Here is a 22,762-nt window from a genome sequence, read left to right on the forward strand (position 1 = left end):
TTGCAATGAATTCCCTTCGCTTACGCGAACAGGTTTACGGGTGGCTCCTAGCTGGGCCATTCGTTCTGACCCTGGTTGTTTTCTTCTTATATGCCTTGGTTCGTACCGTTTACTTCAGTTTTACGGAATACGATCTGTTTTCTGAGGCGGTCTGGGTTGGCCTGAACAACTTTGTTGCCCTGTTCAAGGATGATTTGTTCTTGTTGGCACTGGGTAACACCGTGGCTTTCTCGGTGATAGTGACGGTTATCCAGACGGTATTGGCATTGGGTTTGGCGATTTTGGTCAATTCCAAAATTCGCGGTAAGTCTTTCTTCCGTACTGCCTTTTACCTGCCGAGTATTTTGTCGAGTGCTGCCGTTACCCTGATTTTCATTTGGTTCTACCAAAAGAACGGTTACCTCAATGGCTTTTTGACTTCGGTTGCCGCCAACTCCCCGTACCTGACGTGTTTTGTAATCACTGCCGTTATTTGTCAGCTGGTGCTGGTATGGCGTGACCGCATCCGTGGCTTGCCGGCAAGCTGGTTTGACCCTGCATGGGCCATCCTGTCTTGCATGATTGCTGCTGTGATCACCCTGGTTGGCTCTATGACCGGTTTGGTTGAAGCTTCTAGCCATGTGGTGGAAGTGAACTGGCTCAACACCCGTGAAGATGTGGGCCCGATGCCGCTGACACTATGGGCGATTGTTATCCAGAACATCTACACCACGATCCCGACTTTCATGCTGCTGTTTTTAGCTGGCTTGCAGGGGATCCCTGAGGAATTGTACGAAGCAACCCGCATCGACGGTGCGAAGAAGTGGCAACAGCACTGGCACATTACGATTCCACAGCTAGCTCCGGTGACCTTTGTCGTTATCACCTTCGGCATCATCGGTACGCTGCAGATGTTTGACCAGGTTGCGCTGCTAGGAGCTGCTGCACCGCTGGAGTCTCGCATTACCCTGGCTTACTACGTTTACCACAATGCTTTCCCACCGGGCGGTACACCGCAAATCGGTATGGCAAGTGCTGCATCACTGGTACTGGCGTTCATTACCCTGGTCGTGGTTTACATTCAGAAAATTTTCGGTGTGAAGGAGAAAGCAGATGTCTGATTTGGCACTGGCACAACCGGCTGAAAAACCTGCGGTTAGCATGGAGCAAATCAGTAAGTTCCACGCCCGCCGCCGCTGGGCCAAGGTGGCCTGGGTTTACGGTTCGCTGATGATGATTGCGACCGTGATGCTGGGTACGTTTGTGGTCGCTTTCATGGCTAGCCTCAAAGATGACCCGTTGGAGCAGCCGTTTAAATTCAACTTTGCCCAAGTACAGCCTGCCAACTGGTCAGCGGCTTACCAGTTGGGTAATGACGGCAACAATGCACCTTGGTTCGGTGGTTTTGCTCCGGGTGCGGATATTACTTTCCAAGTGACTTATGCGGTCGAAGCAGGTGACGAACTCGCTATCCCGGTGATTGATGTACCTCGCCGCCGTCCGGGTACCGGTATGGCTGCGGCTATTACCACTGAGTTTGCGGCAGATTACGCCGTAGTCTCTGAGCCTAAGCTGATTGGCGAAGCCAGCGACGTGACTTTTGTCGAGCAGCGCGGCAAGCGTGAAATCACCCGCCAGGGCAACAGCGCGACATGGGAATTCACTGTCCGCTACGAAGGTGATGGTCCGGTAGTCGATACCCTGCCACTTAACATCACCGCCCCTCGTGGCCAGGTACTGGTGGATAGCACCCTGTCACCGAATCGTATGGAGCGTCGTGGCCGCGTGGCCGCATGGGACAACCTCGCACCGGGTGTGATTGGTTATGTGTTCAAAAGCTACGTAAGGGTTTACACCGAGTCAGTCAGCCTTGAAACCGGCAAGAGCCTGTTTATGAGCTGGACCATGAACTCATTCTTCATCGCCTTCGGCAAGGTACTGCTGACCCTGTTCTTTGCATGTACAGCCGGTTACGCCCTGGCGCGATTGAAGTTTACCGGTGCGCGCTTTGTGTTTGCGTTCATGCTGCTGAGCATGATGGTACCGGGTCAGGTGACCTTCATTTCGAACTACCTGATCTACCGTGACATTGGCTTGCTCAACACCCCATGGGCTGTGATAACCGCCATTGTCGCCTCGGGGCAGGTACTGATTATGAAGCAGTTCTTCGAGAGTGTACCCAAGGAGTTGGAAGAGGCCGCGATTGTCGACGGTGCCAACCCAGCCACTATTTTGTTCCGCATTTTCATGCCATTGGCGAAGCCGGCCATCATGTCGGTCACCATCCTGGGCTTCCAGGGCGCATGGAATGATTTCTTCTGGCCGCTGGTGGTTATCAACAGCCCGACAGATGCCTACACGCTTCCTGTTGGTCTATTGAGCCTACGTAACGCTTACGGTGTTGCAGGCGACTGGAACCTGATCCTGGCCGGGGCCTTCCTGTCCACGATCCCTGTACTGATTGTTTTCATTATTTTCCAACGTTACTTCGTTGGTAACGATATTTCTTCCGCTGTTAAAGGTTAATTAGGAAATTTTACGATGTTTATGAACTACAACGCTGGTCAAGGCGAACTGAAAAACTGGATCGTTGAGGAAACCGCGTTTGACTCAGCATTCCAAGGCAAATGTGAAGTTGTTATGAGCCAAGGTAACGGCTACATGGGTGCGCGTAGTGCAACGGAAGAAAAATACGTTGGCCAGACCCGCAACCTGTTCGTTGCCGGTACGTACAACAAGTTCGATGAAGAAGAAGTGACTGAACTGCCAAACGCAGCTGACATGAGTGCGATTGAAATCTTCATCGACGGTCGCCGCTTCCACCTTGAAGCGGGCAAAGTGAGCAACTACTCACGTCGTTTGAACGTTAAAAACGGTGAGCTGACTCGTGAGTTCACATGGAAAAATACCGAAGGCAAGAGCTTCGAGATGCGCTTCCGTCGCTTCTTCTCGCAGGCCAACCTTCACCTGATGGCATTTGATGTGCAGGTTAAAGCCCTGGACAGCGATGCGAAAATTGAAATCCGCTCGGGTGTTGATGCCCAGCTTTCTAACTCTGGTGCCCAGCACTTCCACGAAGGCGAAAAACGTATTTACGACAAGCGTTTCATCGAGCTTCTGCAGCACACCACTGAAAGCAAGGTAGATTTCGTCTTCCTGACGTCACACCGCTACTTCGTAAACGGTCAAGAGACTGAAATCGACCCATCGCTAGCTATGGACCGCCGTAAAGTATGGGTAAACATCAACTACGACCTGGAAGCGGGTGAAACGTTCGGTACCGAAAAAGTGGGTGTGGTACACACATCTCGCGACAAGCAGTTCGATGTTGAAGGCTACGAGCTACAGTCACTGCGTGACCACGCGCTGACTAACCTTAAGACCAACGCTGACCGCAGCTTCGATGAGCTACTTGAAGAAAGTGCGGCTGAGTGGGACAAGCGCTGGGCAGGCATGAACATCACTATCGGTGGTTCTGACTTTGACCAGTTGGCAATCCGTTTTGCCCAGTACCAGCTAAACATCTTTACCCCAATGCACGACTCTCGCTTCGGTATCGGCGCGAAAGGTCTGTCTGGCGAAGGCTACAAAGGCCACTCGTTCTGGGATACAGAAGTATTCATGCTGCCGTTCTTCATCTACACCATGCCAGAAGTTGCTCGCAGCCTGCTTGAGTACCGTTTCAAGACCCTAGATGGTGCGCGTAAGAAAGCGAAAGACAACGGCTATATTGGTGCTCAGTTCCCATGGGAATCAGCACTAACTGGTGAAGAAGTAACGCCTGTATGGGGTGCTGTCGACATCATCACAGGTAAATCAACCAAGATCTGGTCTGGCTTTATCGAACAGCACATCACTTGTGACATCACTTACGCCCTATGGCAGTACTACCAGATCACTGGTGACCAGAAGTTCATGGATGACATGGGCTACGAGATCATGTTCGATACCGCGACTTTCTGGACGAGCCGTCTGGAGTGGTTGGAAGACCGCAACATGTGGGGTATTTGTAACGTCATCGGTCCTGATGAGTACAAAGAGCACATTGATAACAACGCCTTCACCAACTACATGGCGGTGGAAAACATCAAGCTGGCGATCCGCTACTACGAAGATCTTGAGCAGTCTAACCCTGAGCTACTGGCGAAACTGTCTGACAAGCTGAACCTAGTAGAAGCACGCAAGATGTGGCTTGAGCGCGTAGATAACGTTTACCTGCCACAACCGCGCCCTGAAGATAAGGTAATCCCGCAGGATGACACTTACCTACAGAAAGAAATCATTGACCTGACCAAGTACAAAGAGCAGCCATTCGTTGGTGGTCTGTTCCAGGACTACAACCTTGAGCAGGTTAACGAGATGCAGGTTTCCAAGCAGGCCGACATCATGGTGCTGTTCCTGCAGCAGGAAGACAAGTTCGACCTGGAAACCAAGCTGGCGAACTGGAACTACTACGAGCCGAAGACACTGCATGACTCATCATTGAGCCTATCTACCCACTCGGTATTGGCATCGGATGTAGGTAACGCAGAGCTTTCTTACGACCTATACCAGCAAGCTGCTGGCATCGATATCGGCCAGAACATGAAGAGTTCTGATCACGGTATCCACGCGGCGTCTATCGGCGGTATGTGGCAGTGTGTGGTGTACGGCTTCGGTGGTGTTCGTATGCTGGGCGGCAAGCTTCGCATCAACCCTAACCTGCCTAAGCAGTGGGATAGCCTGAACTTCCCAATCTACTGGAAAGGTGAGCGTCTGGAAGTCACTGTCGACCAGGAAACAGTACAAATCGCCCGTCCTGAATTCACAGGTCAGGCACTGGAAATCGAAGTGGCCGGTGAGCCACGTGTTATCGAGTCAACTGAGGTAACTTTCAATGTGTAAGGCATTTATTTTCGACCTGGACGGTGTGATCACCGATACCGCTGAGCTTCACTACCAAGCCTGGCAGCGTATGGCCGACGAAGAAGGTTACTACTTCGACCGTGAAATCAATGAACAGCTGCGCGGCGTTTCTCGCCGTGCATCACTGGAAATTATCCTTAATGGCCGTGAGATCAGCGAGGAAAAAATCGCTGACCTGATGGAACGTAAGAACAACTACTACGTTGAGCTGCTTAGCACTATTACCGCAGAGGATGTCCTGCCGGGTATCGAGCAGTTCCTGCTTGAGCTTAATGCGCGCGGTATCAAGGTTGCGCTGGCATCGGCGAGCAAGAATGCCCGCCCAATCCTGCACCGCTTAGGCCTGACACCATTGTTCGATGCAATTGGTGATGGCTGGTCGGTGAACCGCTCAAAGCCTGCACCGGATGTATTCATCCACGCAGCGGGCCAGGTGGGTGTTAACGCCGATGAGTGTATCGTAGTGGAAGATGCTGAAGCCGGTGTTGATGCTGCGAAAGAAGCGGGCATGAAGGTTGTTGGCATCGGGCCGAAAGAGCGTGTTGGCCATGCGGACTGGGTCTGTTCAGACACCAGCAAGCTAGTGGTATCGCAGATTTTGGCGTAACGAGTAGGGATTCAGAGGTAAAAAAATGGCGCGTTTAGAACTTAAGAACATCAACAAAATCTATCCTGATGGTGCCCACATCATCAAGGATGCCAACCTGGTAATCGAAGATGGCGAATTTACGGTTTTCGTCGGCCCATCAGGCTGTGGTAAATCGACCATGCTGCGAATGGTGGCAGGCCTTGAGGAAATATCATCAGGCGATATGCTGATCGACGGTGACGTGGTCAACACCCTATCACCGACAGATCGCGGTATCGGCATGGTGTTCCAGTCTTACGCGCTATATCCGCACATGACAGTGTTCGAGAACATTGCCTTCGGCCTTAAATTGGCGAAGAAGCCAAAAGAGGAAATCGAGCAGGCTGTGAAGAATGTGGCTGAGATGCTGGAGCTGACCAAGCTGCTTACCCAGCGTCCGAGCCAGCTTTCCGGTGGCCAGCGCCAGCGTGTGGCGATTGGCCGTGCCATTGTCCGTGACCCGAAGGTGTTCTTGCTTGATGAGCCACTGTCTAACTTGGATGCGGCGCTGCGTGTTCGTATGCGTCTGCAACTGGCGGATTACCACAAGAAACTTAAATCGACCGTGATTTACGTAACCCACGATCAGGTGGAAGCCATGACGTTGGCTGACAAAATCGTGGTACTGAAAGACGGTTTGGTTGAGCAGGTGGGTTCACCACTGGATCTTTACTACTTCCCGAAAACCCTGTTTGTCGCAGGCTTCATCGGTTCACCGAAGATGAACCTGATCCCGGCAACACTCAAGCATGCCACAGAGGATCGCGCCACTGTTGAAGTCGGCGATTACACCTTTGAGGCCGAAGTGAATGCCGAGGCGGCAACACAAGGCGCTTTGATGACATTGGGTATTCGTCCGGAAGATATTCACCTGGCTGAGAGCGGGGTTGGTGTTCGCGTTGAGGGTATGGAACGCCTTGGCACCGAGTCTTTGCTTTACACCACACTGCTGCGCGGTGGGCAGGAGGTTCTGGTACGTGTACCGGGCACCGTGCATGTAGAAGTGGGCCAGCACCTGAATATTCATATTCCAGCGGAAAAATGCCATTTGTTTGACAGCAAGGGCAAGGCATTTGCCCGTAGCTTTACGCTAGACGATTTAATTACCTTACCACCACAAGTTCGTCAGGCCAGCTAATTAGGTTCTGACGAAGAGCGTCTGAAAGTCAAAATAAAAAGCCCGCTTGGCGGCGGGCTTAATATCCAACGTCTGAGTTAACTCATTGACGTTTAAGTATTCCTCAACCTGTTGGCGCAGGTTGAAAAAATTGTCCTGACAGCATGCGAGTCTGTTTGCAGGACAACAATACTCTGCCCGTTGGCGCGGGCAAAACATCTACTGTACGCAAAATTATAATAGGGAAATATTATGAATAAAACAGTCGTGGCAATGAGCTTGGCACTCATTTTCTCTGGACAAGCCTTAGCGGAAACTGAACAGGAAGCAGAAAACCAATCAACGCTAGTCCGTTTGGAGAACGAGGCTTCTAAAGCAGAGCTGCTGACGGCGACTAACGCACCGGCGAAAGAAGAGGGTCGCCTCCATGGTACGTTAGGCACCAACATTGAAGTAGAACGAGTGATCCGTGATGACGGTGTAAACGAAGGTAAACTGAAATATACCTTGGCACAGGGTAGCTTCCGTCATGACGACCTTCCTGGCTGGGACTTTGGTTTCTACTCTGCACGCGAAGAGCTGTTCAACGGTAACTTGAAACACGCTGATTATGACCGTGGTGTTAACTCAATCCAGGAAATCTGGGCAAACCGCAGTTACGGTCAAGCATGGGGTAGCGTTGGCTGGGGGGTTAAACTAGCCGGTGAATCCATCGATAAGCGTACTACGCCAGAAGTTAAAGTGTTCGGTAACTACAACATTACTGATCGCCTAGATATTCATGGTTATGCGATGTACCACGTGGAATATAACCGTGGTAGCAGTGAGTTCCCATACTGGGAAATCGAACCGGGTTTCGGCTATAAAATTGCCGACAACATGGGTGCATGGCTGAATTTCCGTTACCAGGAAGGTACACTTAAACCAAAATCAGGTGATAACTTTGTTGAAACAGAGACCATCATCAAGCCGGGTATTTGGTACAGCTGGGGCGACTTGAGTGCCTCACTCTGGGGTGAGTTCGGTAAATTCGAAAAAGAAAATGACCAGACAGGTGCCCATGAGTGGTCGGAAGACTACTGGAAGCTAGGTATTTCAGCTAACTATGCACTAAACAGCAGCTGGCGTGTCTTTGGTGAAGTGAGCTATAAAGACATCAAGTTCGAAGATAACAGTAATTCAGAGTTCGATGGTTACATCCCGCTATTTATTGCCGGTATTAACTACAGCTTCTAATTTTCCTTCGTTTACTATCGATGTATCCAGGCCGTTTTCGCGGCCTGGAATAACAAAATCAATAAATATAATAAGTTACTATTAAATTTATTAAGAAAACAATAATAAGCCATGTGTATTGGACGTAAATTGAACCTTACGGCAAGCTGAACTTTACGCGAATATGCATGGATTTACGTATATCACACATCTTTTTATTCGCTACACTCATTGTGTAGGCAATAATGCCGCTATATACGGATGTGAGGTATAGGATGAAAAAACTATTATTGGCGTTAGTTTTAGTGGTACCAGCATTTGGGGTTTTGGCTTCATCAACAAGCTCTCCTTCAAGCTCATCTTCAAATAATGGCAGCCTCTCCGGTAGGCATTCAGAGTCTTATCAAGTTTGCTATATCGATGGCAAAGCTATCATGCTTCAACAAAACATGTGTTATGCCAAAGGCGGCAGTCTAGTAAAACCAAATTAATTAGGTTTAAATTTTCCTTTTAAAAATGCACTTATAATGCAAGCGATATTAAATTAAGCAGGCTTTTTATTTTATATAAAAAGTCTGTTTGACTATTATTTCAATTGTAATGTAAGACACTTCTTCATAGCATTATTGCCTATTGCCTATTGCCTATTGCCTATTGCCTATTGCCTATTGCCTATTGCCTATTGCCTATTGCCTATTGCCTATTGCCTATTGCCTATTGCCTATTGCCTATTGCCTATTTAAACCATAAATTAAAGACTCAACCTAAGGAATAGGGTAACGGCAGTGTTAGACATGAAAGAACTCCCCTCGATAAGAGCACTTCGGACTTTTGTTGCTGTAGCCAATCATTTGAGCTTTTCCAAAGCCGCCAGAGAACTATCCCTTACCCAAGGGGCCGTCAGTAAGCAAATTGCTCAATTAGAACAGCAACTTGGTCAGCCTTTGTTTGAACGCCACCTTAATGGTATCCGGTTATCCAGTGTTGGGTTGCGGTATTTACCCCAGATAGCGGAATCGCTCGAAGCCTTGCAAAACGCCACAGCCAGTCTGCGTCAGTTGGAACAGGTTGATGAAGTACTGACGGTCAATGTGACCCCATCCTTCGCTAGCCTTTGGCTAATTCCGAAGATAAATAGTTTTGCTAAAGCTTTCCCTCATCTTCAAGTCCAACTGAAGACCGGGGATGGGATGGTCAATGACATTAGCACTGACAACGACATCATCATTCGCTGTCTCCCCCTTGCTAACCATTACGAAAATGCCACTCTTTTGTGTCGTGAAAACCTTCGGCTGGTGGCATCCGCCAAGTTGTTACAGCAAAGGCCAATCCGACACCTTGATGATTTAGCTGATCATCTTTACCTGCCTCAGGTTACCCGGCCACAGTTGTGGGAGCAGTTCAAAACCCATCACGGCATTGACTTCCCAATGGCTTTCTATGGTGTTGGGTTTGAGCATTTCTATCTGTCGTTAGAGGCGGTAAGAAACCAGTTGGGCTTGGCATTGCTACCTGACTTTATGGTCGATGATTTAATTGCTGAACAAACATTATTTAACCCACTCAACTCTTTTCTGAACAGCCATTATGGTTATTACACGATTGTGCCCCATTATAAGCGCCATACCCGCAAGGTATGTGTTTTTACCCAGTGGTTGACCGAAATGATGGTCAATAGCCAAGATCAAATTTCCGAGCATTAATTATCTCGTAAATCCTTATTCGTGATCTTATCAGCAAATATTCTCTTTGATTGTGTTTACACTGACTTTTGATTAATGAGTCGACCTTTATGCTGATTTAATCAAAATAAAAAGAATAAATGAATAATATTTCATTGTTTCAATAGGTGTTATCACCATAGGAGAGATACGATGACAAAAATGTCTATTACGCTTCTAAGTGCTGCCGTAATGTCTGCACTTAGCATGAGTGCCAATGCTTGTACGGGATTGATTGTCGGTAAAGGCGCGTCGGTTGACGGCAGTATTATGATTGCCCGTAACGAGGACTTTGGCATAAATAACTGGAACAAGCACCTCGCTTACCGCCCTGAACAGATCAACGAAGCGGGCGATTGGACCTTAGGCAATGGGCTGGTTGTGCCAATGCCGACCCAGTTCTATGCCTATTCGGCCATTCCTGACTGGGACGCCCTGACGGTCGACAAAGACGGCAAGTATTACGAAGAGCGCGGTATCAACCAGTACAATGTGGCTGTTTCAGCCACCACCAGTGCCGAGGTCAATGACAAAGCAGCCAAGGCTGACCCATTGGTAAAACCCGGCATCATCGAAGCGGTGATCCCAACCCTTATTTTGCCGCAGGTGAAAACAGCCAAGGAAGGGGTTGAACTGCTAGGTCAGTATATTGAAGAGTACGGCGCCGGAGAAGGTAACAGCTTGTATATTGCCGATGTCAATGAAGCTTGGTTGTTTGAAATCGGTTCTGGGCACCACTGGATTGCCGTTAAAGTGCCAGATGATAGCTATGCGATGATTGCTAATGGCTTGCGTATCCATGGAGTCGATTTGGATGCGCCGGATGTGATGCACTCAAAAGGGCTGCTGGACTTCGTCAAGCAGCACAAGTTGCTGGAAAAGCCAGACGCCAACTCATTCAACTTTGCCAAGGCCTTCGGGGTGATTGGCGATGTCTACAACGTGGACCGCGAATGGTTAGGGCAGTCGATGCTGACGCCTTCGCAGGTGCAGGATACCCGCGAGCAGCAATATCCGTTGTTCATGAAGCCTGATGATAAGATTTCGGTCGGCGATGTGGCTAGCGTTTTGGGTTCAACCTATGAAGGCACCAAGTTGGCTGACAAAGGAGAGCGACCTATCCGGGTAGAACGCCAACTTGAGTCGCATATTATTCAGCTTCGCCCTGATATGCCTGAAGAGTTCCAGGGCATCATCTGGCAGAGCTATGGTGTATTGTCTGAATCTGTGTTGGTGCCGCTATACACTAGCTTGCAAGAGTACCCAACACCTTACACGGTTGGTACCGATACCTACAGTGATGACTCGGCTTACTGGCAGTTCCGAAGCCTGACGGCACTGGCAACTGCCAATCCGGACAAGTACCTGCCAATGCTAAAAGCGACCTGGGACAAGGAAGAGAGCAAGCTTTACAAGCAAGTGAGCAATATGGATATGCTGCTCAAAGATATGTACAACCAGGATAAGGCGACCGCAGTCGAAATGGCATCGGATTTCTCTTACGGCCAGTTGCAGCGCACCTTGAGCATGGCAACGGAGATCCGCTACAAGATGATGACGGACCTGACCAAGAGCACCGAGAAAAAATATAGCGAAGAAGAGTTCAAGAAGATCATGAGTCTTTAACTAATCATTGTTTGGTGTAGGTCTGCTGCACTAAACCTTATTTTTTCTGAAATGTTTGCCATCAATAAAAAGAGCGCGTATGCGCTCTTTTTAGTTCAAGTATGACTTGCAGATAACTCAGTTACATCAAGCCGACTTCTTTGTAGTATTTTGCTGCACCTGGGTGAAGCGGAGCAGAAAGACCGTCTCGGATCATCTCTTCTTTCTTCAGGTGGGCAAAGGCTGGATGAAGTTTCTTGAAGTCATCGAAGTTTTCAAATACTGATTTGACGATGCTGTATACCACGTCATCTGGTACTGAGGTTGAAGAGACAAAGGTGGCACCGACACCGAAGGTGGTGACGTCAATAGCGTTGCCTTTGTACATACCACCTGGAACTGTTGCGACACGGTAGAAGCTGTTGTCTTCAATCAGCTTATTCACCTTGTCGCCGGCGACAGTAATGATTTTGCTATCACAAGATGTTGTGGCTTCTTTGATGGCACCGCTTGGATGGCCAACGGTGTAGATCATCGCATCGATTTTGTTGTCACAAAGGGCTTTTGATTGCTCTGAGGCTTTTAGCTCAGAGGCTAACTTGAAGTCCTTCATTGACCAGTCATACCTGTCCATCAGCACTTCCATGGTACCGCGCTGGCCGGAGCCAGGGTTACCTATGTTGACGCGCTTGCCTTTGAGATCTTCGAAGGTTTTGATCCCCGAATCGGCACGGGCAACGATGGTGAACGGTTCTGGGTGGATGGAGAACACAGCACGCAAATCTTTGTATGCCCCGTTGTCGGCAAACTTGCTGGTACCATTGTAGGCATGGTATTGCCAGTCAGATTGGGCGATACCCAGATCGAGCTCACCGGCACGGATAGTATTGATGTTGTAGATAGAACCGCCGGTACTTTCGACCGAACAGCGGATGTTGTGATCTTGTCTGTCTTTATTGACCAAGCGGCAGATTGCCCCACCTGTTGGATAATACACCCCAGTAACCCCACCTGTACCGATGGTAACAAAACGGTTTTCGGCGAAAGATAGCGTCGAGGTACCCAGTAAAACGGCGGCACCGGTGTAGGCAAGAAGCTTGTTGATAGATCCCATAGAAGTCCCTTTTGATGAGTTTTACGCAAAAAGCAAAGCCAATGGATACTGCTGCTGGCTAAGCAGTGAGGAGCTGGCGAAAATGGTTAGCATCAAGGGTTGCGAGACCTAAATGCTTGGCGGTTTCGGCAAGGTAAGCCACTTGTTCTGCGTTAGTTGAGGCTACTGTACCTTGATGATTAACATGGTTATTTTCAAAGCCAACCCGAATATCTCCACCCATAATCATAGACGCTGTCAGGCAAAGGTGTTCATATTTTCCAAAAGCACAAACTGCCCAACGTTTATCATGATTAAACAATCGCTGTTGCAAGAAAGGTGAGAGGTCTCGCGGTGAGGCGGTTTGGTGTTGGTCGTAGCGACCAAGCACTAGCAATATATGGTGGTTATAGGCAGGTAATAGTCCTTTTTCCAACAACGAAAAGTATCGTTCGAGATCTTGCGGGCTGTAGAGAATATATTGGGCGATGATCCCCTGCTCGGCGATACCATGGAAAAAGCCGCTCGCTGTATCAAGGTAGGCCGTATCTGAATATTGGCTTTCGGGGATTAATTCACTGAGGGCCAAGGAGGCCGCTTCCGGTATTACTTCGTTGATTAAAGCCATTTGTTGGCTAGGGGAATACTGCCCGACGGCCTCTGTGGTTAACTGGACAATAATGCTGTCACCCACTTGTTCTTTCAGGGCGTGGTAAAGGTGGAGGTTATCGTCGACTTTCAGAGAGTGCTTGCCATTTTGGTCCCTGGCATGGAGGTGTACCATCGCCGCCCCCGCATCGCGGCAGGCGATAACCTCATCAATGATTTCCTGCCGAAGCATCGGCAGGGCAGGGTGATCGGCTTTGGTTTTCCTAGCCCCGTTGGGGGCCACAATAATGGCTGCTTGACCGACTGACTGTATTGGCTGCATTTTTATTCCTTATCAAGCTGAGAGTTTCTACAATTCCCAGTTCCCAGTTCCCAGTTCCCAGTTCCTAGCTCCATAGAGAAGATGCTTGCAACAGGGAGGTATGTAATTTGCTGACCAGTTCATCTAGCTGGTGCTCTTCAATAATAAAAGGCGGCGCAAGCAGTATGTGATGACCCGCTTTTCCATCTAGCGTGCCTGACATGGGATAGCACATCAGCCCGTTGCACATGGCGGCTGACTTTATGGCCTTGTGAGCCTGTGAATGGCTAGGCAGCGGAGTTTTCGATTGTTTGTCAGCGACTAATTCTATGCCGATAAACAGCCCCTTGCCCCGGATATCCCCGATGTAAGGTAACTCCCCGAAGCTCTTGTTGAGTTTGGCCATGAGTTGGCTACCACGGAGTTTGACGTTGTCGAGTAGGCTGTCATCGACGATGGTATCAACGGTTGCGAGGGCCGCGGCACATGCCATCGGATGGCCCATAAATGTATGGCCATGCTGGAAAAAACCGCTACCTTCGGCGATAGCTTGATAGATCTTGTCGTGGACGATGGCTGCGCCGATAGGCTGGTAGCCAGCGCCAAGCCCTTTGGCAACAGTAACAATGTCAGGCACAATGCCTTCTTGTTCATAGGCGAAAAAGGTGCCGGTACGCCCTATCCCGCACATCACCTCATCAAGGATCAGCAATACATCATAGGTATCGCAAATCTCCCTGATCCGTTTGAAATAGCCTGCCGTTGCCGGAAGGGCACCAGCGGTAGCACCTACTACAGGTTCGGCAATGAATGCCATCACGTTTTCGGCACCCAGCTCGAGGATCTTATGCTCTAGCTCATTGGCAACTCTGAGGCTGTAGTCCAGTTCTGTTTCTCCCTGTTGCTGGTCACGGTAGGCATAGCAAGGAGCAATATGGTGGGCAGCCGAGAGTATCGGCCTGAAAGGTTCACGCCGCCACTCATTACCACCTACCGAAAGTGCGCCGAGGGTATTACCGTGATAGCTCTGTCGCCGGGCGATGAATTGGCTTTTCGTTGGTTTACCCTTTTCGACAAAGTACTGCCGCGCCAATTTCAGGGCCGCTTCCACCGCTTCTGAGCCGCCGCTGACAAAGTAGGTGTGGTTCAAAGCGCCGGGTGCAATTTCTGCCAGTCGTTTGGCCAGTTGCTCACTGCTGTTGCTGGTGAAAAAACCGGAATGGGCATAGGGAATGGCTTCTAGTTGTTGGCAAATGGCTGATTTTATCCTTTGGTGGTTGTGGCCCAAATTTGATACTGCTGCGCCGCCGCAACCATCGAGGTATTGCTTTCCCTCGCTATCAGTTAGGTAGATCCCTTGCCCGCTAACCACTGTGGGGAGGGATGTATGGCAATGGCGATGGAAAACATGGCTCATTATTAGATTCCTTGCATATAGGTGATGGCTAGATTGTTGTGCTAACCCACGCCCTGAGCAAACGAATAAAAGTGTAGGGGTATGAGTAAAAGGAATAGGGTGGGGATAACGGCTGGTTTCGCTAAAAAATGAGGGTTGTTTTCGTAATTTTTACGTCAATGTGGATTGAGTGGACGAAAGAATAGTGAATTTATTCGCTTTAACAACAGAGAAAATAACTAAAATCAGCATCTTTAGCGTTTTGTTGATACTCTTGTTTTCTTTAATGTGATCGAGTTAACGTAAGCGTTTACGTTAATGGTGCATAATCCGCTGCATTGAGATGGATTGATACGGAAGAAGAGCAAGACATGGCAGAGGCTTACCGCCCTAAACTTCATATGACGCCGGATCAGGGATGGATGAACGATCCGAACGGTTTGGTTTTTTTCAACGGGCACTATCACCAATTTTACCAGTATTACCCACATGACACGGTGTGGGGACCGATGCATTGGGGGCACAAAATCAGCCAGGATTTGATCAACTGGCAGGAGTTGCCGCCGGCACTCTATCCTGATGAGTCGGGGATGTGTTTCTCTGGCAGTGCGATTGTTGATTGGAACAACACATCTGGTTTGTTCGAAAATGGTAAGCCGGGCTTGTTGGCCTTCTATACCTCATTTATCCAGCCGGAAGTGACTTTGGCTGATGGCCGCAAGGTTGAAGATCCTATCCAGCAACAGTCTCTGGCATATAGTCAGGATGGGATGACATGGAAAAAGTACCAGGACGGTGAGCCAATCATCCCTGCCCGAGGCAACCCTGACTTCCGTGATCCAAAGGTTATTTGGCACCCAGCCAGCCAAGCCTGGGTGATGGTGGTGTCTTGCGGTCAGCATATTGAATTCTACCGCTCCAGCAATTTGCTCGACTGGCAGTTGGTCAGTGAGTTCGGCTACCGCCATGGCGCCCACAGCAAAGGGCCGTGGGAGTGCCCCGACTTGTTCGAACTTCAAATAGAAGGCAGCGATGAGACCCGCTGGGTATTGGTTGTTGGTATTGGTGAAGGTGCCCATTGTGGTGGTGCAGGTACCCAATACTTTATCGGTGATTTCGACGGTAAGACCTTTACTAACCATAACCATCCAGAAGAAATCCTATGGCTCGACTTTGGCCGTGACTATTACGCGACCCAGTCATTTTCTGATCTTCCGAGCGAAGATGGTCGCCGGATCGTCAGTACCTGGATGAGCAATCATCAATACTCTCTGGAATTGCCAACACAGGCTTTCCGTAGCTCGATGGCAATGCCGCGTGAACTTTTCTTGTTTGAGAGCAAAGCTGGCTTGCGGGTCGGACAGCGTTTTGTCCGTGAACTCGACAGTGTGCTGGGCTGTGAAACGAAGATTGAGGGCGAACTCTCTGCCTTTGAGGGGATAAGCAAGGAGGGGAAAAGCTCGGTGATGAAGTGTGAGTTTGCGGCTGCGCTATCTCAAGGCCAAACCCTCTCACTGGCGCTGTTTGAAGATAGTGATATCGAGTTCCAGTTCAAGTACCTCGAGGCAGGGCTTGAGGTCCGCTCGTTGCGAAAAGGGCAATTCGGTCATGCGCGTATTGATGAGCACTACCCCCATGATTACTCAGTCGTTCTTCCTGTCGGTCCTGAGTTTTCACTCTCTGTCTTAGTGGACAACGGCTCGGTCGAATTGTTGATCAACGGCGGTGAGTTTAGCTTTACCAATTTGGCCTTCGCCAGCAATACCGACGCGATGTATGCAATCAGTGTTGATAACGGCGAGTTACCTATCTTGAAAAGTGCCATCAAAATGTTAGTGCAAGGAGAGCAGGCATGCTAACGCTTCAACAGGCTGAAAAAGCCCTAGCCCAGGTGCTCGATTCTATCGAACTGCCGAAATTGACCAAGAAAGACGAGCAGGCTTTTTTAAAACGTCTGGATGAACACTTCCCGGCCTTGGTGATCAAGCTGCACCAACTATACGGTGAGCGTTATGATTTTTTTCTCCACTTACAACAGTTGGTGGTGGTATTGGCCAAGGCGTTTGCTGCCCGCAAGCGAAAGTGGAAGAACCTGGATGAACGCCGCCTTAAATCACCGGCATGGTATCGCGACGAGAAAATGCTCGGAATGGCGGTATATGTTGACCTGTTTGCTGGCGATCTGAAAAAGCTCAAAGCCAAGATCCCATATCTAAAATCAATGGGGATCACCTACCTGCATTTAATGCCTTTGTATAAGGCCCCGGAAGGCGACAGTGACGGCGGCTATGCCGTGTCTGATTATCGTTTGGTCGACCCGAAGCTGGGTTCAGAAAAAGACTTGGTTGCCCTTGCCGATGCTTTGTCAGCAGAAGGGAGCAGCTTGGTACTGGATTTTGTATTCAACCATACCTCAGACGAGCACCGCTGGGCGGAAGCGGCAAAAGCTGGCGATCCTGAATTCAAAGACTTCTACTACTTCTTCGAAGACAAGCAAGAAGTGGATGACTATAACCAGACCTGCCGTGAGATTTTCCCGACAGTGCGGCGCGGAAGCTTTACTTTCCTCGAGCCTCAGCAAGAGTGGGTATGGACAACGTTCAACAGTTTCCAGTGGGATCTGAATTATGCCAATCCGGCTGTGTTCAATGCCATTACCGATGAGATGTTGTTCCTCGCTAATATTGGTTGTGAGGGGCTACGCTTGGATGCATTGGCGTTTATCTGGAAGGAAAAGTGGACCCAGTGCGAGAGCCTGCCAAAAGCCCATACTTTGATTCAGGCATTCAATAGCTGTCTGCAAATTGTCGCGCCTGCGGTGTTGTTCAAGTCGGAAGCGATCGTTCATCCAGATGAAGTGGCGCAATACATCGGCAAAGATGAGTGTCAGCTGTCCTACAACCCGCTAATGATGGCTTTGATGTGGGAGAGTTTGGCTACCCGAGAAACCAAATTGCTGACCGCATCAATGAAGAAGAGCTTTGATATATCTCCAGACTGTAGCTGGGTCAACTATATTCGTTGCCACGACGATATTGGCTGGACATTTGATGACACCATCGCTGATCAGTTGGGTATCAACGGCTTCGATCACCGTCGCTTCCTCAACCAGTTCTACACGGGGCGTTTTGATGGCTCGTTTGCCGAAGGGGTGCCGTTCCAGGAAAACCCGACTACCGGTGATTGCAGGGTCTGTGGTTCGCTGGCATCACTTGCTGGCCTCGAGCGTGGCCTAGAACAAGATGACAACCAGTTGATTGAACTGGCACTCAAGCGCATTCGCTTGCTCAATAGTATCAACCTGAGTATTGGTGGTATCCCGCTGATTTACCAAGGCGATGAGCTGGGTATTCTCAACGATCACAGCTACCTGGAAGATAGCAGCAAAGCCGATGATGCCCGTTGGGTAAACCGGCCTGCAGTTACCGATGACGCGATTGGCAAAGCGCAACTGCCGGGGTCATTCGAGGCGTCGGTCAACCAGTCGCTAAAAGCAATGATCAAGCTTCGTCAGAACCATGAAGTATTTGGTGCTTCCCGAACCGAGATTCTGGAAACCTATAATCCACACTTGTTTGCTTATGCCCGCCTGAATGACAACGGCCAGAAAATGCTGGCTATCTGTAACTTCAGCGAGCAAGAGCAACAGGTTCCGTTTTCAATCACCGATATTTTAGCCACTGCATCTGTGCTAGATATTTTGAATCACTCCCCTTTGCAACCTACGGATCAGATTACGCTGGGGGCGTATGACGTGAAATGGTTGGTACCTGCCTAACTGGTAAATAGGGATACCCCGTAACATTGTGTTCTTTGGCCGGTATGCGTTGAGTGACTCGCTTCCGGCCTTTTTTTATTTATGCGACGGCCAATGCTTTATCTTGGGAGATGAATGATAAATCCAAGCTGTTGGCAACACTTTCGTTGGTCACCTTGCCATGGATGACATTCAGACCATTCTTGAGATGCTGATCAGATTGTAGTGCCCGCTTGTAGCCTAGGTTGGCCAATCGTAGGATATACGGCAGGGTCGCATTGTTTAGGGCAAATGCCGAGGTACGGGCGAGGGCGCCAGGCATATTCCCCACACAATAGTGCACCACATCGTCAACAATGTAGGTAGGTTCATCGTGGGTGGTGACCCTTGAGGTGGCAAAACAGCCCCCTTGGTCAATGGCGACATCAACCAATGCTGAGCCTGGACGCATTGCCTTTACCATGGCTTCGGTGACCAACTTGGGCGCTGCTGCTCCTGGTATCAACACCCCGCCAATGACTAAATCCGCTCCAACAACCGCATCTTCAAGGTTCTGCTGGTTTGAGTAGACAGTTTTCACACTGGAACCAAACTGGACATTGAGTTTACGTAGGGTATCGATATTGTTGTCCAAAATGGTGGTGTCTGCGCCGAGGCCAACAGCCATCTGGGCGGCATTGGAACCTACCACGCCGCCACCGATAATGGTTACTTTTGCTGGGGCGACACCAGCAACACCACCGAGCAGCAGGCCGATCCCGCCTTGTGACTTCTCCAAGCAGGCTGCGCCGGCCTGAATGGACATTCGGCCTGCTACCTCTGACATTGGGGCCAATAACGGTAGGCTGTTATTCGGACCCGTTACCGTCTCATAAGCAATGCAGACGGCATCGCTAGCAAGCAGGTCTTCAGTTTGCGCCATATCAGGGGCAAGGTGCAGGTAGGTGAAGAGCAGTTGTCCCGGGCGAAGGCGGGCGCGCTCTACGGCCAAAGGTTCCTTGACCTTGACTATCATCTCAGCAGCATCGAATACCGCATCGGCATCGGGCACAATCAGTGCCCCTGCTTTTTGGTACTCTTCATCACTACAGCCAATCCCCATGCCGGCAGTGCTTTCAACGAAAACCGTATGGCCCTGGGCGCAAACCTCACGCACGCTTGCTGGCGTCATGCCGACACGGTATTCATGAACTTTAATTTCCTTAGGTACGCCAATTTTCATGGTTAACTCCTTTTATGCAATATCGTTTGAATCTTGTTTGATGACCTTGAAGTTGTCCCAAGCCTGTGACGTTGGCATGACTTCAAGGCTATTGATGTTGATATGGGCAGGTTGCTGGGCAATCCAACCAATAATCTCTGCAATATCTTCTGGCTGCAGTGGGTTGGTTTGCTCATAGATTGCGTTGTATTTGGCTTGGTCACCATCGAAACGGACCAGGCTAAACTCGCTTTCGGACAATCCCGGCTCCAAACTGGTGACCCGAACCCCAGTACCTGCAAAATCACTGCGGAGATTACGACTGAACTGGGCGACAAAGGCTTTGCTTGCGCCGTAAACATGGCTGCCGGGATAGGCCCAATTGGCCGCAATGCTGGCTAGGTTGATGATGCTTGCCTTGGGTTGCTGCTTGAGAATTGGCAGCAACGCATGGGTGACATTGACTAGACCGGTTACGTTGGTCTCAATCATGGTATGCCAGTCACTGAGTTTGGCTTGGTCGGCGGGTGATGCCCCCAAAGCTAGGCCGGCGTTGTTGACTAAAATCTCAATGTTTTTGAATGGGGCGGGAAGCGCTTCGATAGTTTGCTGGATCTGCTGGGTATCCCGTACATCCATTGCAGCAAAATGAACCGGGGCTAAGTGAAAGAGCTCGTCGGCCAGTTTTCTAAGCCGCTCTTCACGGCGCCCGGTAATGATTAAGGCGTAACCCTCGCGGGCAAAATAGCGTGCGGTAGCAAGGCCGAACCCTGAGGTTGCCCCAGTTATCAAGACGGTTGGTTGAGCCATGGTTAATCTCCTTATAAACCAAAAGCAAAGAAATGTCGGAATGCTGCATGTAACAGCAACCAGCCCGAGAGTGAAATAAGCAGGTAGTACGCACCATGGTGGATGGCGGCAATGTGCCGGCGAATAAATAACTGCTGGCCCATCAGTACACCGAACAGCGCAATGACCAGTGAGGCAAGCGAGGCATCGGGCAACAGGGAAAATGATTGATTGAGCCCATATCCCAAACCGACAGCCATACAAGTCGTGAGAAAGAAATAGCAAATCAATGTATCTCGCTGCTTACTTGCAGGTAGGCCGCTATAGCGTAAGTGAATCACTACTGGGGCACCGCCTGCCGATACTGCGCTGGTTGTCCAGCCGGACATGACGCCGCACAAAACCGGTGAGGCAATGGCCTTTTTTGCCAGTGCAAGCTTCAGTTTGGGCATCAGTGCCATCGCAAGGATTGTTGCTGGAACCAATAGCTGTAAACTACTTTCTGGCAACCAATGCAGTAAAGCTAGGCCAGCAGGTATTCCTGCCATCGTCGCCAGTAAAATTTGGCGCAAGGCATGAAAATCGGTGTTGTCCCAACTTTTAGCGACCAAGGGTAAGCTGATCAGCAAGTCCATGAGTAAAACTGCCGGGACGGTTTCCGCAACCGGGTAGTAAAGCGTTAGCACCAATATCGCGATGGCAGAAAAGCCAAAACCGGTATAACCGCGGATAAAGGCAGCGATAAAGAGTACTAAAGGTATGCTAATTGAGATAAACACACTGCCATCCTTGCCTGTTGCCAATCATTCATAGCTTCAGATTAAGAATTAGCAGTGTGGTTGATTAGAGCCAGTTCGTTATTTTTGTGGGGACAGTTGCGAAATAACTTCAGCCAGTTTGCGGATCCCCGGCTCAATTTTACTTTCTGGAATAGCAAAGAAACCCAGACGGATAAAGCCCCGGTTCTGGTTATGTGGCGAGGAAAAATGCACATCCCCAACCTCAATCAAAACGCCAGCCTGCATAGCTTGTTGCTGCAGTTCTCGGCTACAGACTCCATCGGGGAGCTTGAGCCAGAAAGCACTTCCTCCCAATGTTTGACTGGTCATACATTGGGGCAGGTAAGCTTCTATGCATTGACGCATGGCTTGCCATTTTTCGCTGTAATGGCTGCGAAGTTTTCGCAGGTAGGTATCGTAATAGCCCATTGATATAAACAGTGCGCAGGTACGCTGGTTATTGGCTGGAGGATGTCGGTACATCAGACGCCTAAGTTGCCTAGCGGCAGTGATCAAGGTTTCATCGGCGACCATAAAGCCAACCCTCAAACCCGGTGACAGGGATTTGGATAAGCTGCCAACGTAAATGACCCTGCCACTCTCATCGAGGCTTTTCAGTGATGGCAGTGGCTCGGCGATAAGGTTAACTTCACTGTCGTAATCGTCCTCGATAACAATGAAATCATGGCTTTCAGCGGCATCCAAAAGTGCTTTTCGTCTAGTCATGGACATGGTGACATTCGTCGGTACCTGATGGCTCGGCGTGGTATAAACATAGTCACAGCGATATAGGCTGGGGTTGAGAGCCAAGCCCTGCTGGTCGATGGGCAGAGGTTGGATATCTGCCCCGTGACTGGCGAAGATATTCCGTGCATCCGGGTAACCCGGATCCTCCACGCCGATGGTTGTGGTGCCATTTGAGAGCAAGTTTGCCAGCAAGTAGAGAGAGTTCTGGGTTCCTATCGTGATAAGGATTTGCTCTGGCCTGGCATGGATGCCCCGTTTGCTCAGTACATTGCTTTGTATCTGCTTCACCAGCGCAGGATCGTCACTGTCTATTGAGTCGGAAATCCAGTCTTTGATGACACTGGCGCGCTGGGCCAAACGGCCACACTCCCGCCAGTGGTTAAGTGGAAATAGCGAGTGGTCTGGCTGGCCGAAAATAAATGGGTAAGGGTATTGCTGCCAGTCGCTGGGCTTTTCGATATTGCGCTGCTGACTGAGTCCCGGCTTTATCCGGTTGTACCAAAATTGTGCAGGGCGCGATCCTATTGTGGGCAGCGAAGACGAAGGTACCGGTGTCATGGTTGAACTTGCCGGATTGACAAAATACCCGCTGCGCTGGTGGGATAACAGGTAACCCTCATCAACCAGTCGATCGTAGACCAGTACAACTGTATTGCGTGAAACCCTCAGCATCGTTGCCAGTTTTCGGCAAGACGGCAGGGCTTTGTCGCTGAAAACCCCGTCATTGATTTTCTCCAGCAAGTGCTCGCGAATTTGTTCCTGGAGGCTGCGTTCTGGCGAAAATTGAATATGGATTAAGTGCTCACTTTTCATTGCATCATCCTTGATATCAAAACATCTTCCCTGTTTTCAGCACGATATGTGCCAAAGTGCATTGGTGCTGGCTCTGCTGCCCCTACAAAAATTTCAAACTGGCGCTA

The 22,762-nt window shown here is 49.7% G+C and carries 18 protein-coding genes; 11 read left to right on the forward strand and 7 right to left on the reverse strand.

Features of this window, described 5'->3' with window-relative positions; genetic code table 11:
* The first annotated feature begins 5 nt into the window (after window positions 1-5).
* The 9 genes from C9J01_RS23150 to C9J01_RS23185 all read left to right on the forward strand — a co-directional run bounded on the left by C9J01_RS23150 (window position 6) and on the right by C9J01_RS23185 (window position 11,191).
* A complete protein-coding gene (locus C9J01_RS23150) occupies window positions 6-1,100 on the forward strand; it encodes a carbohydrate ABC transporter permease (protein ID WP_107300498.1) in 1,095 nt (364 codons plus the stop codon).
* The gene (locus C9J01_RS23155; protein ID WP_107300499.1) at window positions 1,093-2,505 is read left to right on the forward strand and encodes a carbohydrate ABC transporter permease; all 1,413 of its coding nucleotides are present in this window, start codon (window positions 1,093-1,095) and stop codon (window positions 2,503-2,505) included. Before C9J01_RS23150 ends, C9J01_RS23155 begins: the two co-directional genes overlap by 8 nt.
* Before the next feature lie 15 nt (window positions 2,506-2,520).
* Complete coding sequence (locus tag C9J01_RS23160; protein ID WP_107300500.1) at window positions 2,521-4,863, forward strand: glycoside hydrolase family 65 protein; 2,343 nt, start codon at window positions 2,521-2,523, stop codon at window positions 4,861-4,863.
* Window positions 4,856-5,491, forward strand: a complete 636-nt coding sequence (gene pgmB, locus C9J01_RS23165) for a beta-phosphoglucomutase (protein WP_107300501.1) — start codon at window positions 4,856-4,858, stop codon at window positions 5,489-5,491. Before C9J01_RS23160 ends, pgmB begins: the two co-directional genes overlap by 8 nt.
* A 25-nt stretch (window positions 5,492-5,516) precedes the next feature.
* Window positions 5,517-6,650 carry an ABC transporter ATP-binding protein gene (locus C9J01_RS23170; protein ID WP_107300502.1) on the forward strand — a complete coding sequence of 378 codons (1,134 nt, stop codon included), beginning with the start codon at window positions 5,517-5,519 and terminating at the stop codon, window positions 6,648-6,650.
* Window positions 6,651-6,881: 231 nt separating this feature from the next.
* Window positions 6,882-7,865 carry an OmpG porin family protein gene (locus tag C9J01_RS23175; RefSeq protein WP_107300503.1) on the forward strand — a complete coding sequence of 328 codons (984 nt, stop codon included), beginning with the start codon at window positions 6,882-6,884 and terminating at the stop codon, window positions 7,863-7,865.
* 254 nt (window positions 7,866-8,119) lie between these two features.
* Window positions 8,120-8,335: a hypothetical protein gene (locus C9J01_RS29550; protein WP_146157109.1), complete on the forward strand. Its 216-nt coding sequence runs from the start codon at window positions 8,120-8,122 to the stop codon at window positions 8,333-8,335.
* 294 nt (window positions 8,336-8,629) lie between these two features.
* Window positions 8,630-9,547: a LysR substrate-binding domain-containing protein gene (locus C9J01_RS23180; protein ID WP_107300504.1), complete on the forward strand. Its 918-nt coding sequence runs from the start codon at window positions 8,630-8,632 to the stop codon at window positions 9,545-9,547.
* A 171-nt stretch (window positions 9,548-9,718) separates the two neighbouring features.
* A complete protein-coding gene (locus tag C9J01_RS23185) occupies window positions 9,719-11,191 on the forward strand; it encodes a C69 family dipeptidase (RefSeq protein WP_107300505.1) in 1,473 nt (490 codons plus the stop codon).
* Between the two features lie 121 nt (window positions 11,192-11,312).
* On the opposite strand, the gene C9J01_RS23190 is transcribed toward C9J01_RS23185, so the two are convergent.
* The 3 genes from C9J01_RS23190 to C9J01_RS23200 all read right to left on the reverse strand — a co-directional run bounded on the left by C9J01_RS23190 (window position 11,313) and on the right by C9J01_RS23200 (window position 14,590).
* Window positions 11,313-12,284, reverse strand: coding sequence for a TAXI family TRAP transporter solute-binding subunit (locus C9J01_RS23190; RefSeq protein ID WP_107300506.1), 972 nt, complete (start codon window positions 12,282-12,284; stop codon window positions 11,313-11,315).
* 58 nt (window positions 12,285-12,342) lie between these two features.
* Window positions 12,343-13,194: a beta-keto acid cleavage family enzyme gene (locus C9J01_RS23195; protein ID WP_107300507.1), complete on the reverse strand. Its 852-nt coding sequence runs from the start codon at window positions 13,192-13,194 to the stop codon at window positions 12,343-12,345.
* 64 nt (window positions 13,195-13,258) lie between these two features.
* Window positions 13,259-14,590 carry an aspartate aminotransferase family protein gene (locus tag C9J01_RS23200; protein WP_107300508.1) on the reverse strand — a complete coding sequence of 444 codons (1,332 nt, stop codon included), beginning with the start codon at window positions 14,588-14,590 and terminating at the stop codon, window positions 13,259-13,261.
* Window positions 14,591-14,907: 317 nt separating this feature from the next.
* On the opposite strand from C9J01_RS23200, the gene C9J01_RS23205 reads away from it, so the two are divergent.
* A complete protein-coding gene (locus tag C9J01_RS23205; protein ID WP_237157049.1) occupies window positions 14,908-16,428 on the forward strand; it encodes a glycoside hydrolase family 32 protein in 1,521 nt (506 codons plus the stop codon).
* Entirely contained in the window at window positions 16,422-18,347 is a 1,926-nt protein-coding gene (locus tag C9J01_RS23210; RefSeq protein WP_107300510.1) for an alpha-amylase family glycosyl hydrolase, read from the forward strand. The genes C9J01_RS23205 and C9J01_RS23210 overlap by 7 nt, the downstream gene beginning before the upstream one ends.
* 79 nt (window positions 18,348-18,426) lie before the next feature.
* On the opposite strand, the gene ald is transcribed toward C9J01_RS23210, so the two are convergent.
* From ald to pdxR, 4 genes are all read right to left on the reverse strand, one after another.
* Window positions 18,427-19,548: an alanine dehydrogenase gene (gene ald, locus C9J01_RS23215; protein WP_107300511.1), complete on the reverse strand. Its 1,122-nt coding sequence runs from the start codon at window positions 19,546-19,548 to the stop codon at window positions 18,427-18,429.
* A 12-nt stretch (window positions 19,549-19,560) separates the two neighbouring features.
* Entirely contained in the window at window positions 19,561-20,337 is a 777-nt protein-coding gene (locus C9J01_RS23220; RefSeq protein ID WP_107300512.1) for an SDR family NAD(P)-dependent oxidoreductase, read from the reverse strand.
* A gap of 11 nt (window positions 20,338-20,348) precedes the next feature.
* On the reverse strand, window positions 20,349-21,095 hold the full coding sequence (locus tag C9J01_RS23225) for a sulfite exporter TauE/SafE family protein (RefSeq protein WP_237157050.1): 747 nt from the start codon (window positions 21,093-21,095) through the stop codon (window positions 20,349-20,351).
* Between the two features lie 78 nt (window positions 21,096-21,173).
* The gene (pdxR, locus tag C9J01_RS23230; protein ID WP_107300513.1) at window positions 21,174-22,655 is read right to left on the reverse strand and encodes a MocR-like pyridoxine biosynthesis transcription factor PdxR; all 1,482 of its coding nucleotides are present in this window, start codon (window positions 22,653-22,655) and stop codon (window positions 21,174-21,176) included.
* Window positions 22,656-22,762 lie beyond the last annotated feature (107 nt).

The organism is Photobacterium rosenbergii, assembly GCF_003026455.1.
Taxonomy (GTDB): Bacteria; Pseudomonadota; Gammaproteobacteria; order Enterobacterales; family Vibrionaceae; genus Photobacterium; species Photobacterium rosenbergii.